General features: G+C 65.0%; 13 protein-coding genes and 1 pseudogene. 12 read left to right on the top strand and 2 right to left on the bottom strand.

The features are described from left to right. Window positions 1-69: 69 nt before the first annotated feature. The 4 genes from KY494_RS28545 to KY494_RS28530 all read left to right on the top strand — a co-directional run bounded on the left by KY494_RS28545 (window position 70) and on the right by KY494_RS28530 (window position 6231). Window positions 70-927 carry an MBL fold metallo-hydrolase gene (locus KY494_RS28545; protein ID WP_219889233.1) on the top strand — a complete coding sequence of 286 codons (858 nt, stop codon included), beginning with the start codon at window positions 70-72 and terminating at the stop codon, window positions 925-927. Between the two features lie 141 nt (window positions 928-1068). Continuing rightward, window positions 1069-3204 (top strand): DUF3274 domain-containing protein, encoded by a 2136-nt coding sequence (locus KY494_RS28540; protein WP_219889232.1) that lies wholly within the window; start codon window positions 1069-1071, stop codon window positions 3202-3204. 25 nt (window positions 3205-3229) lie between these two features. Continuing rightward, window positions 3230-4663 carry a virulence factor gene (locus KY494_RS28535; protein WP_308836406.1) on the top strand — a complete coding sequence of 478 codons (1434 nt, stop codon included), beginning with the start codon at window positions 3230-3232 and terminating at the stop codon, window positions 4661-4663. A gap of 122 nt (window positions 4664-4785) precedes the next feature. Then, entirely contained in the window at window positions 4786-6231 is a 1446-nt protein-coding gene (locus KY494_RS28530) for an MFS transporter (protein WP_219889231.1), read from the top strand. Window positions 6232-6252: 21 nt separating this feature from the next. Here the strand turns inward: KY494_RS28530 and KY494_RS28525 are convergent, their stop codons facing one another. Together KY494_RS28525 and KY494_RS28520 are read right to left on the bottom strand one after the other, a co-directional pair. Then, window positions 6253-7158: a LysR family transcriptional regulator gene (locus KY494_RS28525; RefSeq protein ID WP_219889230.1), complete on the bottom strand. Its 906-nt coding sequence runs from the start codon at window positions 7156-7158 to the stop codon at window positions 6253-6255. Window positions 7159-7164: 6 nt separating this feature from the next. Further along, window positions 7165-8613 (bottom strand): M20/M25/M40 family metallo-hydrolase, encoded by a 1449-nt coding sequence (locus KY494_RS28520; RefSeq protein WP_219889229.1) that lies wholly within the window; start codon window positions 8611-8613, stop codon window positions 7165-7167. Between the two features lie 173 nt (window positions 8614-8786). Here KY494_RS28520 and KY494_RS28515 point away from each other — a divergent pair, with 173 nt between their 5' ends. The 8 genes and pseudogenes from KY494_RS28515 (at window position 8787) to KY494_RS28480 (ending at window position 16372) form a co-directional block, all read left to right on the top strand. Further along, the gene (locus tag KY494_RS28515) at window positions 8787-9317 is read left to right on the top strand and encodes a GNAT family N-acetyltransferase (RefSeq protein ID WP_219889227.1); all 531 of its coding nucleotides are present in this window, start codon (window positions 8787-8789) and stop codon (window positions 9315-9317) included. A 120-nt stretch (window positions 9318-9437) separates the two neighbouring features. Further along, window positions 9438-9887 (top strand): glycine zipper 2TM domain-containing protein, encoded by a 450-nt coding sequence (locus tag KY494_RS28510; RefSeq protein WP_219889225.1) that lies wholly within the window; start codon window positions 9438-9440, stop codon window positions 9885-9887. A gap of 147 nt (window positions 9888-10034) precedes the next feature. Continuing rightward, window positions 10035-10985, top strand: coding sequence for a PP2C family serine/threonine-protein phosphatase (locus tag KY494_RS28505; protein ID WP_219889223.1), 951 nt, complete (start codon window positions 10035-10037; stop codon window positions 10983-10985). Window positions 10986-11114: 129 nt separating this feature from the next. Continuing rightward, a pseudogene (locus KY494_RS28500) lies at window positions 11115-11968 on the top strand (class I SAM-dependent methyltransferase). A gap of 185 nt (window positions 11969-12153) precedes the next feature. After that, a complete protein-coding gene (locus KY494_RS28495; RefSeq protein WP_375143437.1) occupies window positions 12154-13782 on the top strand; it encodes an FHA domain-containing protein in 1629 nt (542 codons plus the stop codon). Window positions 13783-14182: 400 nt separating this feature from the next. Continuing rightward, window positions 14183-14776, top strand: a complete 594-nt coding sequence (locus KY494_RS28490; protein WP_219889221.1) for a metal-dependent hydrolase — start codon at window positions 14183-14185, stop codon at window positions 14774-14776. Between the two features lie 115 nt (window positions 14777-14891). After that, window positions 14892-15410 (top strand): sigma-70 family RNA polymerase sigma factor, encoded by a 519-nt coding sequence (locus tag KY494_RS28485; protein ID WP_258194534.1) that lies wholly within the window; start codon window positions 14892-14894, stop codon window positions 15408-15410. After that, window positions 15410-16372 carry a FecR domain-containing protein gene (locus tag KY494_RS28480; RefSeq protein ID WP_219889218.1) on the top strand — a complete coding sequence of 321 codons (963 nt, stop codon included), beginning with the start codon at window positions 15410-15412 and terminating at the stop codon, window positions 16370-16372. Before KY494_RS28485 ends, KY494_RS28480 begins: the two co-directional genes overlap by 1 nt. Window positions 16373-16475 lie beyond the last annotated feature (103 nt).

Here is a 16475-nt window from a genome sequence, read left to right as displayed (position 1 = left end):
CAATTTGCAGCATTTTTTAGCGTACTCTGGCGATATAATGTCCTTCCCTGTTCGTACTTTGCCGCCGCGATGACCCCACAAATCCAAGCTTTCTTCGACCCCGCCACCGCCACCGTCACGTATGTCGTGTACGAGGCCGATGGCCAGGACTGTGCCATCATCGATTCCGTGCTCGACTACGACCCGAAAGCGGGCCGTACCTCGACCACGTCGGCCGACAAGGTGATCGCCTTCGTGCGCGAACACGGCTTGCAGTGCCGCTGGCTGCTGGAAACCCACGCGCATGCCGACCACCTGTCCGCGGCGCCCTACCTGCAGCAGCAGCTGGGCGGCGACGTGGCCATCGGTGCCGCCATCCAGACGGTGCAGCAGGCCTTCGCCGCCGTCTACCACCAGGATGACGCCAGGGCCGACGGCTCGCAGTTCGACCAGCTGTTCGCGCCCGACCAGGTGTTTCATATTGGTAAGCTGGAGGTGCGCGCCCTGCACGTGCCCGGCCACACGCCGGCCGACCTGGCTTACCAGATCAGCGACGCCGTCTTCGTCGGCGACACCCTGTTCATGCCGGACGTGGGTTCGGCCCGCTGCGACTTTCCAGGCGGCTCCGCATCCCTGCTGTACCGCTCCGTGCAGCGCCTGCTGGCGCTGCCGCCGCAAACGCGGCTGTTCATGTGCCACGACTATCCGCCCAACGGCCGCGCGCCGCGCTGGGAAGTGACGGTGGCGGAACAGCGCGCCGGCAACATCCACTTGCGCGACGGCATCACGGAAGAACAATTCGTGGCCATGCGCACGGGCCGCGATGCCACCTTGGACATGCCGACCTTGATCCTGCCCGCCATCCAGGTCAACATCAACGCGGGCAAGCTGCCCGAGCCGGAAGACAACGGCGTGCGCTACCTCAAAATACCGCTGAACGCGATCTGATTGCCTGGGGCACTCCCCGCCCCTCGCACCGCCTTTCTTGACACCACGCAAGTTCCACCTCAGGCAATCCGCATACAGTGCAGATTGCCTGAGTTCACTTTGGCGCCGCCTTTTCCTGCTTGACGCTGACGGAGCGCCCGTATGTCGCCCGACCCTACGCTCGATACCAATTGCATCCTGCTCGCCGAAGCCGAAGGCACGACCTTGTTCAGCCATGCGCTGCTCAAGGCCGTCACGCGATTGCCGCGTCCCGGCATCATCATCTTTGTGCACGGCGTCAATTCCGACGGTGAATGGTATGAGCAGGCCGAGCAAGGCCTGTGCGCCGGGCTGAATGCCCGCCTGAAGCGCCGCGATGAGGACCTGGCGATCCCTGGCCCGGCCGCCGGACAGATGAAAGCCGCCACTTACGCACGCGAATTGACGGACGACGGTTTCCTCAACCCCAAGCGCAATGCCACTACCTTCCTGCAAGCGGACGATGCCAATTCCCCCGTGATCCGCTTTCGCTGGGGCTACAAGGCCAACGGCGAGGAATTGCAGGCATTTGGCGACGGCATCTATCTCAACGAAAAGAATTACTGGGGCGGCGGACCGTTCGCCAACGGCTGCAGCGCCCTGCCCGATCTGTGGGGCCAGGGTTTGTCGGAAGAATTGTTCCTGTGGATGCATATCCAGCACATGAACCCGACGAATGACCGGCAAGTGTATGCCTGTCCACCTCGCCCGTATTTTGTGTTCGCCGCGTGGCGCTTGGCGCGTCTCGTACAATCGATCAGAGCGTGCCAGCACGATGCGCCCGTCACCATCGTCTGCCATAGCCAGGGCAATATGGTGGCCATGGCGGCCGCCTTTCTCGGCGAAACGCTGGGGCCGTCAGCCGTGGCCGACAGTTATGTGCTATGCAACCCACCCTACAGTCTGCTCGATAGCAATTTCACGGAAAACTGGGTCAGCGGCCATCTGAAGGATGAGCATGGCAATACGGGCCGGCAAAAGTATGCCGCACGCACGCAAACCTTGAAAGCGTTTTTCAACATCCTGCGCACCCGCACGGCAATGCAGCAGGATGCCGCCTTTGTCGACGAGTGCAGCGCCAATCGCAAGCCTGAACGCAAGGACAGCTATACGGCCGCGTTCGACCGCGCAGACTACGGCTTGCATGGCTCCACCTATGGCAGGGTCACCCTGTATTTCAATCCGCACGACCAGGTGATTTCCGCCACGCCCGTGCAAGGCATAGGCTGGCGCGGCATGTCGGCGCAGGAAATTGCCGATACGGGCGGCGACGGCGTCTTCACCCAGCGCGTGTTTGCGCAAAACCACCTTGTCGGCCAGGAAAATGAAAAGGATTACGATATCTGGCAGCGCAATGGCCAGCCCTTGACGCCGGACAGCCTCGATTTCTGGCACCCGCGTTCACTGGTCGCCGAGTACTCGATCGAAAAGGGCATGCGGGCCAGCAAAGGCATCGGGCGCAAGATACTGACCTTTTTGTTCGCGCCCATCGTCATCATTCTCGCCAAGACTGCCGGCACGCGCATCAACGCCCTGCCGCCCAAGTCCTGGCGGCTGCCGATGAAGGCGCCCAAGCTGCCCGAGGCATTCCTGCCGCGCTCGAAGCGCTTTGCCGACATCAGCGATCAGTTTGACGAAGGCTGCGATGCCCCGGCCGACTCCCTGCACAAGGACCGCGCCGCCGAAGCCGATGAGGCATATGCGCCTTACCGTCCCCAGGGCAAGGGCGATGCGCAAGCCGAGGCGGCGCTACGCTACGAACAGAATGGCATGCTGCGCATGCAGGCCAGGCGCGACGACTGGGTCGAAAAAGGCAAGCCTGTGACGGCGGTGGACAAGCCGGAGGAGGCTAGCAAGGAATTCAATGCCTGGCGCAAGCAGGAAATCCAGAACTACCTGGTCGCCAACATCGACACCCACGCCACCGATCACTCAACCATCATGACCAATCCCGAGCATGCGCAAAAGGCGCTGGCGTATGACGTGGCGGTGGGGGTGTGCACGATCAGGCAGGAGGCGTTGCGCAAGTTACGGGTGGCGGCGGATTGGAGGTTGTTAGAGCCTCTCAATGCCACCGATGATAGCGCCGAGTTTTTTGAGTATTACGACAGCGGAGAATTCAAAAAAACATCTTTATACAAATGGGCTAACGCCAAAGACAACCCTGCCAGAAAACCGAAAAGCATCGTTGACGAGCGCCAGAATGCCAGGCCTGCCGACCCTTCCACCAACTTTGCACTGAGGACTGACGGTGCGTAAGTTCATTGCCACGCCGCGCCAGCGATTGGCCTGGGCGCTCGCCGTATCTTTCATTGTCATTTGCCTTGCGTTCTGGCTCAACTGGCCAAGCTATGCAGGTCACCAGACTATCCATTCACCTGGAGAACTCATGAAACAGTTCCTTGCGCTGCCCATGCTCGCCGCGTTCACCATGTTTGCGTTATTGACAGCCTGCGCAGCACAACCTGCGCAGAAAGAAGACGATCTCCCAAAAAACACGACCCATGCTCCCTTCCGGGCACAAGTCGTGGGCCTGCAATGGCTCAATCCACTTCAGCGGCTCGACTATCCGACCGAGTGGCAACTGCTATGGACCCTCGGCCTGGCCAAACCCAACAAGAATGACGATATGGTCAGGACGGATCCCAGGGGCTTTAGTACCTTGCAGGCCGTCGCCCCCATTGCTCACGATCTCGATGGCACGGAAACGTTCAAGGGCTATCACTATAAATATGTGCGGAAATTAACCAGCCTATTTCATGACATTTACTACTCCAGCCCCACCTACTTTTATCGGGTCTATCCCAAGGATCAAAAACAGAACTGGCGCGAACTGGCGGGCATCCGCGTCGAATATGCCCTGCCTGCGGGTAAGTTGGACCTAGAAGAGGCAAAAAACACTACATGCGAACGCATCATCGACACCTTTAACATCGGCAATGTCAATTTCCCCACCCTCTGGACCCGCGCTACCCCACCCGACGTGCGCATCACCCTGGGTGGCAACAATGCAGGCTTCATCTCCCTGCAAGCCGCGCTGGCCTATCTGGAAGCGCATCCGAAGGAAACCGTGTGGGTCATGAACTGGGATGCGCCGAGCCGGCCGAAAACCATGCAGATCAATGAAAACCTCGTGCTGCTGGTGCTGGCCGGCCCTGATTACAAAACGGAACGGGCGGCGCTGGCGTGGGTAGGCTATCCGGCAACGAAAAATATGGCCGATTTTGAACTGGCCAAGGACAAGCCGCCACGCGCCGTGCAGGCCTGGCAGGCGCTATTTGCCGAAGCGGCGCACCATGGCGGCAAGACGGAAACCGATATTGGCTACGTCATCCACGACGCCAACAGGACGTTGCCCAGCTCCTCCGACCGGCTGCGCCAGCTGGCGCATGCCTTGAGCCTGGAAGTGCCGGACTTCGACTTCCTGCCGCAGACCTTCAATACGCCGGCACTGCTGGGCGAAATGGGCGCCGGCACGGCGCTGACCAATGTCGCCCTGGGCATCGCCCATGCGAACCACGTCGGCAAGCCGGTGCTGGTGGCGGGCACCAGCGATCCAGCCAGCGTCACGGGTGTGCTGGTCGCGCCGCCGGCCGCGGTGCGGCCCATCAATCACGACCAGCCGTGGTTCCGCGCGCGCGGCGAAAACCATGCGTATCTGCCGTGGTGGGGCATCCGCCACGATGCGGCGGACGATTTGCAGGGCTACTCAGATTGAAGTCCGAAGGCAACGCTCCGCACATGGCGTCAAACGCAATAACATAATGCAAATGATGCGTCTTCCGCCATGCCATATCCCTCAGTACCATGTGGTGACCCTATTCGAGGATCCACCACGCCATGCAACCACCGTCAAAACCCGCTCCACCCGAGCAGCAGGCCACCGAAGCCGGTAGCGTCACCACACCCGTGCGCGGCGCGCTTGCCAGCCTGTCCCTGGCGATGCTGCTGCCCGCGCTGGGCACCAGCATCGCCAACGTGGGCTTGCCCGACATGGCCAAGGCCCTGCAGGCACCGTTCCAGGATGTGCAATGGATCGTGCTGGCGTATCTGCTGACGATCACCGCCCTGATCGTCAGCGTGGGCCGCCTCGGCGACATGCTCGGACGGCGCCGCCTGCTGCTGGCCGGCATCGCGCTGTTTGCCATGGCCTCCATCCTGTGCGCCCTGGCGCCCACCTTGTGGCTGCTGGTTGCAGCGCGCGCCCTGCAGGGCCTGGGCGCTTCCGTCATGATGGCGCTGACGATAGCCTTTGTCGGCAGCACCGTACCCAAGGCCAGGACGGGCAGCGCCATGGGCCTGCTCGGCACCATGTCGGCGGTTGGCACCACGCTCGGCCCCGCGCTGGGCGGCCTGCTGATTGCGCGCTTCGGCTGGCAAGCCATTTTCCTCGTCAACGTGCCGCTGGCTGCCGTGGCGCTGCTGCTGGCCTGGCGCTACCTGCCGGCCGACCAGCGCGGCGCGCACGCCAAGCGCCCCGTGTTCGACCACCGCGGCACCGTGCTGCTGGCGCTGACCCTGGGCGCGTATGCGCTGGCCATGACCCTGGGCCGCGGCCATTTCGGCGCACGCAACGTGGCGCTGCTGCTGGCCGCCTGCGTGGGCGCCGTGCTGTTCGTCCGGGTCGAACTGAAGGCGCCGGCGCCGCTGATCCGCCTGGCCATGCTGCGCGCGCCCGTGCTCAGCGCCGGCCTGGCGACCAGCATGCTGGTGTCGACGGTCATGATGTCCACCCTGGTGGTCGGTCCTTTCTACCTGGCGCGCGGCCTGGGCCTGGGCACGGCCGTCACCGGCATGGTGCTGGCGGCCGGGCCGCTGGTGGCGGCGTTCTGCGGCGTGCCGTCCGGCTGGCTGGTGGACCGCTACGGCGCACAGCGCATGGGCGGCGCGGGCCTGTGCGGCGCGGCCGGCGCCTGCCTGGCGCTGGCGCTGCTGCCCGCCAGCCTGGGCATCCCCGGCTATGTCGCGCCGATCATGCTGCTCACGGCCAGCTACGCGCTGTTCCAGGCAGCCAACAATACCGCCGTGATGGGCGATATCGTTCCCGAGCAGCGCGGCGTTATCTCGGGCATGCTCAATCTGTCGCGCAATCTGGGCCTCGTCACGGGCGCCTCCGTGATGGGCGCCGTCTTCGCTGCCGGCGCCAGCGATATCACCGACGCGCAGCCAGCCGCCATGATCCGTGGCATGCACGCCACCTTTGCCGTCGCCAGCGCGCTGATACTCGCCGCGCTGGCCATTTTCGCGCTCGGCCGCGCCCTGAGCAGGGCTGGAGAGGCCGCATGATGCCCGCCCGTGCCAGCGGCGTCAGGCCCCGCCTGTGTGGCCCGCGCAGGCGTCGACCACACAGCCGCGCAGCCAGCGGTGGGCCGGGTCGGCATCCATGCGCGGATGCCACATCAGCGACACGGTCAGGTCGGGCATGCCTAACGGCAGCGCAAAACTGAACATGCCGGCGCGCAGATTGCCCGTATGCCGTTCCGGCACGGTGGCGATCAGGTCGGAGCCGGCGGCCAGCGCCAGCGCCGCCGTAAAGCCGCCGACGATGCTGGCGATCGTGCGCTGCAGTCCCAGCGCGGCCAGGGCGTCGTCCATCGGCCCCGTATCCTGGTCGCGCCGCGCCACCAGCACGTGCTGGCCGGCCGCGTAACGCTCGGCGCTGATCTCGCCTTGCGCCAGCGCATGGCCGCTGCGCACCACGCCCACGAAACGGTCGCCGAACAGCCTGCGCGTGCGCACTTCCGGGCTGGTGAAACTGCCGATCACGCCCGTTTCCAGGTCGATGCTGCCCTCGCGCAGCTGCACGCTTTCGCGGTCCAGCTTTTGCACGAAGCGCAGGCGCACGCCGGGCGCTTGCGCGCCGATATGCGCGAACAGCGCCGGGCCGAAATTTTCCACGAAGCCGTCGCTCGAACGCAGCGTAAATGTTTGCGCCAGCTGGCGCGGGTCCAGCTGCTCCGCCGGACCCAGCACGGCCAGCACCTCGCCTAACAGGGGCCCCACTCTTTCACGCAGCTCCAGCGCGCGCGGCGTGGGCACCAGTTCACGCCCGGCGCGCACCAGCAAGGGATCGCCGGTTGTCTCGCGCAGGCGCGCCAGGGCGCGGCTCATGGCCGATGGACTCAAACGCAAGCGCCGCGCCGCGCGCGTGACGCTGCCTTCGGCCAGCAGCACGTCAAGGGTGATCAACAGGTTCAAGTCGGGTAGCGACATTGGCGCTTACTCGCCCTGCTCCGGCGCGCGCCCGATCTCGCCGTCGATATTGGCCAGGAACCAGGCCAGCGACGACATCAGCGCCACGTTGCGCTTCAGGTTTTCCGGGTCGACCTTGTCCAGGGTGTCGGCCGCCGTGTGGTGGTAGTGGAAGTAGTTGTGGCTGTCGACCAGCGGCTCGAAGCTGGGCACGCCGCCCGTTTCCAGGCGGTGCAAGTCGCCCGTGCCCAGCGCGTCGCGGCGCGTGAACGCGTGCGCGCCCATCGGTTGCAGGGCGGCGCGCAGCGGTGCGAACAGTTTTTCCGACTTCGGCGCCACGCTGGCGAGGATGCCGAACGGGCGGCCGGCGCCGCTGTCCATCTCGATGGCCGCATATTGTTTGCCGAGCGCCTGCTTGTGGGCCTCGAAATAAGCCTGGCCGCCACGGCCGCCGTTTTCCTCGTTCATCCAGGCGATCACGCGGATGGTGCGGCGCGGGCGATAGTCGAGCTTTTTCAGGGTTTCCAGCACGCCCATGGCCGCCACAACGCCGGCGCCGTCGTCGTGCGCACCCGTCGCCAGGTCCCAGGAATCGAGGTGGCCCGAGACCACCACCACTTCGTCGGCCTTGTCCGTGCCCGGCCAGTCGGCGATGACGTTGTAGCTGTCCGCCTCGGGCAGGTTTTGCGGCGTCAGGGTCAGATGCATTTTCAGCGGGCCGCGCGCGGCCAGGCGGCCGATCAGCAAGGCGTCTTCCACGGTGACGGCGGCGGCGGGAATACGTTTATTCTCATCCAGGCCCGTGGCGCCCGCGTGCGGGATGCGGAAGTTCGCGCCGCCGACCGAGCGCACCAGCGCGGCGGCCGCGCCCAGGTCGGCCGCCGCCTTCGGTCCATTGAAACGGAAGCGCGAACCCTGGCCGTAGGTGACGCCGGCCAGGCCCCGCTCGGCCATCTCCTGGTCGAACGGCGTGTCGATCAGCACGATGGCGTCCTTCACTTCCGACGCGCGCGCCTTGAGTTCTTCCAGGCTCTTGACGATGATCACGGGCGCCGTCAGGCCGGTGGCCGGGGTGGCGCCCGAACCGCCCAGGGCGGTCAGCACCACGCGCTGCGACACGCCCTGCGGACGGCCCGCATAGTCGACGATTTCCGCCGTTTCCACACCGCGCACCCAGTGCGGCACTTTCACGGGCTGCAAGGTGACGGTGGCGCCCAGCTGGCGCATGGTCTCGGCCACCTGCCGCACGGCGGCGGCCGCGCCGGCGGAACCGGACAGGCGCGGGCCGATCAGATCCGTCATGTCGGCCAGGCGGGCATACGCCCAGTCGCTTTGCAGCGCCGTGTCGCGCACCTGCGCCAGCGCCTGCGGCGCATTGCCTGGCGCGGCGGCAAAGGCGCCGGCGCTGACGGCGCAGCCAAGGGCGATGAATAAAGCGGAACGGCGCAGTGGCGCGCCAGTCAGGGTGGTATGCATGTAATGTCAATTCCAGTCAACGAGGTCGAAGCGGGTACGCCGTGGCCAGGGGCAAGGCGCGGCTTTCTACGATAGCGTATTTGTTCTGTCATTGCAGCAACTTTTACGGGATCGATTGCCTCTCCCCCCAGAGTCGATTACCATCAAGATCGTGATCGCTACCGGATACCGCCATGCTCAAGGGAACCCTCTGTACCGTCCGGCATGTGCAGGCCGCCGACCTGAATGCCTATATTTCCCTCGTCAACGACCTGCCCTCGCGCGGCGAGTTTTTCTCGATGCAATTCAAGTCGCCCGAGGCCATGCGGCGCGACTTCCTGCAATCGGGTTTTGTCACCGAGGACAGCGAATTGTTCCTCATCGAAGACAAAGCCCAGCACATCATCGGCACGATCACGCACTTCAAGAGCCGCACGCCAGCCTCGCGCGAGATCGGCTACCGCCTGTTCGACCGGCAGCGGGACGGGCGCGGCTACATCAGCGAAGCGACGCGCCTGGTGGTCGACTACCTGTTCAACGCCTATGCGTATCACCGGCTGGAACTGCTGATGGACCCGCTCAACATCGGCTCCGAGCGCATCGCGCAAAAGAACGGCTTTAGCGAGGAAGGCTTGCTGCGCCAGGCGTTTTTTATCAACGGCGTGATGCGCGATGTCAAAATGTACAGCCTGCTGCGGCCTGAATGGCAGGCGCGGGGGCGCTGACTTGTTACCATCGGGGCAGGAATGTAAGAAGTTGTATTAGACATGGAACAAGCGGGGAGCAGCGGATATAGTCCAGTCCATGCAGATCATTGTGATCTCGCCGGAATGGAAGGAAATGCCATGTTGAACAAGAAACTCCTGGGTGCGGTAATGGTAGCGGCAGTGGCTGTGTCTTCGGCCGCAGTCGCCGGTGACCGCGACTTCAATACCGTTGCAGGCGCCGTTGTCGGAGCGGCCATTGGCAACAGCACCGGCGGGCGCAATGGCGCGATCGTCGGTGGCGTGCTTGGCGCCGCCGTCGGCAACAGCATCAGCACGAATGACCGCCATTATGACCGTGGCGGCTATCGGGGCGGCTACCGCGAAACTTATTACGCGCCTGCGCCGCAACCGGTGTACTACGCGCCGGCCCCGCAGCCCGTGTATTACGCGCCGCCACCACGCTACTACGGCCCGCCGGCTGTCGTCTACGTGCAACCGGGCCGCGGCTACTACCGCGACCATGGCCGCCGCGACTACTCTGACCGAGACTACCATGACCGTGGCCACGGCTGGGGCCATCGTCGCTAAGCAGCACCCTGCACCCGCCTCCTCTAAAACCTGCGCCAGCCTGCTGCCGCAGGTTTTTTGTTAGATAAGCAAGGTATCGCCCCTGCACAATTTCGGCTAAGCTGTATCCTATGATCAACATTGCTGGCCGCATGGACCGCTCAACCGATGCATTTAATCAAAGACGCGCTTGACTTCGGCCCCTGGCTCGATGCCGCCGCCGGCAGCAGCGTGGGCGCCGGCCCCGTGCCGCGGCGCGAGAACCAGGACAACTTCCTGCTGATCGATGCCAGCGGCCACGCCGTCTGCCTGTCGCGCCAGGCACCGTTCCACTGCCAGGTGCCAGGCTGGCCGCGCGGCCATGTGCGCGCAGCCGTGCTCGACGGCATGGGCGGCCACGGCCAGGGGCGCGAGGCGGCGGAAGCGGCCGTGCAAGGCTTGCTGGCCGTGCCCGCCTGCCTCGACACGGCCAGCCTGGCATCCAGGCTCGACGCTCTGCATACGCGCTTGCAGGACGGTTTCGCCAGGAGCACGCCTGCCCAGGCGCGTCCGCCCGGCACCACCCTGACCTTGCTGGAAGTGCCGCCCGGCGAAGCGCCGCTGCTGTATCACGTGGGCGATTCGCGCCTGTATGAACTTGCCGATGGCGTGGCCAGCATCCTCACCATCGACCACGTGCCGGCCACCGTGTACGCCATGCGCGGCGCGTTCGACGAGACGCGCTGGCGCGCCTCCGTGCACGGCGAGCACCATCCGCAAATCTCGCAGGCATTTATTTTAGGCAACGCCCTGAGTGACAGCTTGCAGCTCGCCAAGCCCCTGCTCGGTCTCGATGCGGCCGCCTTGCCGCCCTTCCTGGCGCACCTGGGCGACCGCCGCGTGCTGCGCGTGCGCCCCGGCGCCCACTATGTGCTGGCCAGCGACGGCTTCTGGGCCTGCGACGAGCCGCTGGCGCTCACGGCCCGCTGGCCCGCTTTGTGTGCCGGCAAGAGTGCTGCCGAGGCCGTCAGCGCCCTGTTCGACGACTTCCTCTCCCACCCGCCGAAAGGCTTGCATAGCGACAACATCACCGTGGTGGCGCTGCGCTTCGATGCGGCATTCACCGTCCCGGGCGGCTAGCGGCCAGTCGCGCAAGGTGGCAGAGTGACTCGAATCCCAACGGCCAGCATCCATGACACAGAGCCGTGAACCATGCCACTGGCGCGCTGTCTGACGGAAGGAGTTCTCCAACGTCACCAGGAGCATGCCATGAGCAACACCATCGCTACACCGCAGGCCGGCGCCGCCGACGCGCCCGACTACGCCGCCATCAAGCAGCGCCAGCAAGCAGGCTGGGCCAGCGGCGACTTCGCCGTCATCGGCGTGACCCTGCAACCGGTCGGCGAGTCGCTGGCCGAGGCCGCCGATATCCGCGCCCATGAAGACGTCATCGACATCGCCGCCGGCAACGGCAACGCCACCTTGGCGGCGGCGCGCGCCGCTTTGCCCGCGTCGTCTCCACCGATTATGTGCCGGCGCTGCTGGACAAGGGCCGCGCGCGCGCCGAGGCGGAAGGCCTGGCCGTGACCTTCCGCGTGGCCGATGCCGAAGCGCTGCCGTTTGCCGATGCCAGTTTCGACGCGGCCTTGTCGACCTTTGGCGTCATGTTCACGCCTGACCACCGGCGCGCGGCCAGCGAAATGCTGCGCGTGCTGCGTCCCGGCGGCCGCATCGGCATGGCCAACTGGACGCCGGACGGCTTTATCGGGCAACTGTTCAAGACCATCGGCAAGTATGTGCCGCCCCCGGCAGGCGTGGCGTCGCCAGCCCGCTGGGGCGAAGAAGCGTATCTGCGCGACCTGTTCGGCCGTGCGGTCGAGCAGGTGCACAGCCAGCGCAAGGTGTTCCATTTCCGCTATGCCTCCGCTCACCACTGGGTGCAGGTCTTCCTCGATTACTACGGCCCCGTCCACAAGGCCTTTGCCGCGCTGGATGCGGCTGGCGTCGAGGCGCTGGAGCAAGAGCTGTTCACCTTGCTGGAACGCCTGAATACGGCGGGCGCCCACTCGCTGGTGGTACCGGGCGAGTATCTGGAAGTCATCATCGACAAACGGCGTGGGTGAAATAAATGCCAAAATAACATATCCAGAAAGATATAAAATGTGTTTTTAAGCAATAGTTTCCATGGCATGTAAGGCAAGGTGTGACCAGGGGCATGAATTTGGGCAAAAAGTGCGCATTCCGAGGCCGCGAAAGTTGCCAAGCAGGCGCAAAAGCGCGTAAGCTCTCATGTAGAACAGAGGGCGCAATGTCCCCGCTCGATTCGAGTCAGAATGTCATGAAAAAATGCAGCAACCCGGAGCACCCGCACTGTACGTTCTGGGTCTTGCCTGGGGATACAGTCTGTGCGGGCAACCACTCGCAAGCGACGACTGCTCCCAGCAGCTACGACCTGTTGAGCGCACTGCGCAGCGCCCGTTCCGAGCCATCGGCAACGGCGCTTCCGCACGCCCCTGCGCATGATTCTGATATTCGTGATGCTGTTCTTCGCGATGCTGCCATTCAAACGGTAAGCCGCTCCTCGCCGGCGGCGGCCGCCCCGGCATTCACGCCAGCGCCCGTTGCGCCGGCAACGGTGCCGCCCGCCTACCAGCCGGTGCAAGCCCACCTGCACATCAGCGGCTTCGATCCCCGTGCGGCAGGCGGACGGCAAACCCTGAAGATGGAATTGCGCGGCATGAGCGCCGCCTGCGCACCGCAGCTGACCTTGCGCCTGCGCTCGGACCTGATCCCCCGTGGCCAGGTGCAGCATGATTTCGGGCGCACCACGCGCGGCGACTGGCGCCCCGTGTTTGTCGAGTTCTCCTCGCGCAACAAGGAACACGGGCAATACCAGATCGAAGTGGAAGTGCACAGCCATATCGATGGCGCCGTGGCGCAGAAATGGGTGTGCATTTTTGTCATCCTCGTGCCGCGCCGCGACGCCACCTTGACGGAAATCCACCAGATCTTCCTCAGCACACACAAGAACGTGCGCGTGATGGCCGACGATGCGTCGATCGCCCGCGTGACGGGCGGCGACGGCTGCAACCTCGACGTGACGGCGCGCAATGCCGGCATCGCCCACGTGGATTTATCTGCGCCGCAAGGCAAGATCGACATGGGCTTTACCACCATTGCCTGGGACGAAGAGTTGATCGAAGTCGACCTGCCCGCCGCCAGCCACTGCCATCCGCACCCGAGCCAGGCCGCCTGCCTCGTCAATGCGGCGCCGGAAGCGGGCGAGCAGCGCCAGATCCGCCTGTTCGCGCTGGAAGAATGCATGCTGGGCCGCTTCGAGCTGGTGGACCCGGAAGCCGATGTGCTGCTCAGCCATTTCAGTCCCGATGGCCAGGACAACAATGGCTTGACGCGCCGCCTGTCGGGCCGCCACGCCATCATCCGGCGCAGCGGGCAAGGTTTTGAAATCGAGGACGTATCGCGCTACGGCGTGCTGCTCGACGGCGTGTGGCCCGGCAAGCACAAGCCTGTCGCGCTGCGCCTGGGCATGCGCATCGAATTGTCTGCCAGCATCAAGGGCATCGTCGTGCTCAGCGTCACTGCCCTCCTTGCGCACGGCGTGATCCTGCACCGCATCGACCACGGCGCCCGCGCCGAGTGTTTTTACCTGCTGCTGCCGGACACCCAGCCCACGCCGGCCAGCCACCTGGCCACGCCGCAGGCCAGCTGCCTGCCCGTGCTGTTCCACCGCAACGGCGGTTTCTGGCACATCGATACCGCCAGTGGCAAGGAAACCGCACTGGCCCCCGCCACCGTGCTCGACAAGCTCAGTGGCTTCGCGCGGCACAACCGCTTCGCCAGCGAACCGTATCCGGAATGCTGGATCATCCGCACCGAAGGCGCGGCGCTGTGCGATAGCACCATGCAAACTGCGTAGTAACACTATTGTAAATCTGCAGTTATCCGCAAGGCACTAACGGGGTATGAGTACAAGAAAAATCATCGACAGGCCGAGTATAAACACCGCTTCCAGCGTAAACACGATGGCGGGAATCTGCAATTCGCGCGGGATTTTCATGGCGACACCTCTTCAAAACACAGGACTGCTTTCAGCATAGCGCGCCCCGCGTCAATTGCATTATCAGTCGCACAACACACTTGAGCGTCCGGCATGACTTGCCGAGTTCGCCATCCAGGCCCTGCCGACACACAATTTAACAATTTAATAGCGGATATTCCGCAAATAGCGCCCATTGACGCCCTTGCATACTGTATATTCATCCAGTTAACATCCCCTTGTATTTCACACAGCGCCCGCATGGCGTTTTACATTTTCTATGGCTTCCAACAAAGCGCATCATGCGACCGGTTGGGCTGCCGGCGTGATCGCCGCGGCCCTGGTCGCGCACGCTGGCGCCGGTGGCCCCTACCAAGTGCTGAGCATGCTCGCCTTTGTCATGGGCGCACTGGGCGGCACGGCGCCGGACTGGCTGGAAGTGGCCTGGTGGGCGCGCACGCACCGGCTGTGGATCACGCACCGCACCTGGACGCACTGGGGCCTGGCCTGGATCGCCCTGCTCGTCTACACGTATCTGCAATTGCCGCACCACCTGTGGGCGCCGCCCCTGTTCGGCTTTGCCGCGGGCGGCATCATGCATCTGCTGGCCGACTGGCCCAATCCCCTGGGCGTGCCGTGGATTTTCCGCCGCCACTCGCTGCGCTGGTGGAAAAGCGGCCGCCACGACATCATCGTCATCATCGCCGCCTGGCTGGCCGCCACCGTCGTGGCCGACCACGTGTTTTTTGACGGAATCCACCTGCGGCGCAGCGTGCTGGCGCTGGACAGCCTGCTGCACTGGTCCGCTGGCGCACTTCAGACGGCCTGGGCGGATCTGCAACAGTGGCAAGCGCGCTGGCGCCTCGGTGGCTGACGCCAATTGACGCCGGCGGCATGGCAATGTGATAATGAGTATCATTCTCAAACAGCCCAGCCAGCCGGCACCCCGCGTTCCGTCAGCCCAGCCCATTCCTTGCCTGGAGAACGCAGTGAGTACCGTCAGTCCCACCCATGCCATCCCCCTGAGCACCCTGTACAGCGAGCACCACGGCTGGCTGTATGGCTGGCTGCGCGGCAAGCTGGGCAACCGCGCCGAGGCGGCCGACCTGGCGCAGGACACGTTTTTACGCCTGCTGGGCAAGCGCGAGGTGACACCGCTGGCGCCCCTGCGCGAGCCGCGCGGCTACCTGGCGACCATCGCGCGCGGTCTGCTGATCGACCGCTACCGGCGCCAGGCGCTGGAGCACGCCTACCTGGAAGCGCTGGCCCAGCAAGCCGAGCCGGCATCGATGTGCGCCGAAACGCATGCCATCATCATCGAAACCCTGCTCGCCGTCGACCGCCTGCTCGACCGCCTGGGGACGCGCACGCGGGCCATCTTCCTGCTGGCGCAAATCGAGGAACTCAGCTATGTGGACATCAGCCGGCGCCTCGGCGTCTCCCTGCCTACCGTCAAGAAGCACCTGGTGCGCGCCTACACGGAATGCCTGCTGCTGGCGGCCGCCTGATGTTTGGCCCATCCCCTTCCACGCCGATCGCCCGCAAGGTGCTGGCCGCCGCCGCCCACTGGCACGTGGAACTTAAATGCGGCAGTGCGGACGCAGCCGCCGTGCAAGCCTGGCGCGATGCCAGCGCCGAGCATGAACGGGCCTGGCAGCTGCTGCAGCGCATGGACGGCCAACTGGCCACGCTGCCGCCCGCGCTGGCGATTCCTGCCCTGCAGGCGGCACAGCGGCGCCGGCGCGCGGCCGCCAGGATACTCGCCGTGCTGGTGGCGGCCGGCGGCGGCATCGCGCTGGGTCAGGCGGGCCTGCAATCGGGCCCATGGCAAGCCCTGACGGCGTCCTTGCGCACGGCGCCGGGCCAGCGCCGCCACGTGGCGCTGGCCGATGGCGGGCGCCTGGAGTTGAACACGGATAGCGCCGTCGACGTCGATTACAGCGGCGCGCAGCGCCGCATCCGCCTGCACCATGGCGAAATCATCATCACGACGGCGCCCGATGCGCGCCCCTTCCTGGTCGATACGCCGCACGGCGTGGTCCGCGCGCTGGGCACGCGCTTCGGCGTGCGCTGCGATGCGGATGGCAGCACCGTCAGCGTCTTCGAACACGCCGTGGAAGTGCGCGGCGCGGCGCGCCCGGACGCCGTGCGGCGCCTGGAAGCGGGCCAGCAGTTGCGCTTTTCAGCCACGGGCCTGGCCGCCGTGCTGGGCATGCCCGCGCACCAGGACAGCTGGCTGCGCGGCATGCTGGTGGCCGCCGACTGGCCGCTGCAACAGCTGGTGCGGGAGCTGGCGCGCTACCGGCGCGGACGCCTCGTTTGCGACGCGGCCGTGGCACAACGCCCCGTCACGGGCACCTACCGGCTCGACGATATCGACGCCGTGCTGGAAAGCCTGTGCGCCTCGCACGGGCTGCAAGTGACGTACTTCACGCGCTACTGGGCCACGGTGTCGGCCCGTGCCACATAATATTTTTCATCTTTTTTGCGTCAGGGGTTGGTGTTTCGCTGCGCTGCTTCGGCTTGACAGGTAAGAAGCCGATTCATCCACCATAGACCTTACCCTGAGCAGA

Source organism: Janthinobacterium sp. PAMC25594 (assembly GCF_019443505.1).
Lineage (GTDB): Bacteria > Pseudomonadota > Gammaproteobacteria > Burkholderiales > Burkholderiaceae_D > Janthinobacterium.
This window is presented reverse-complemented; position numbering and strand designations above follow the sequence as displayed.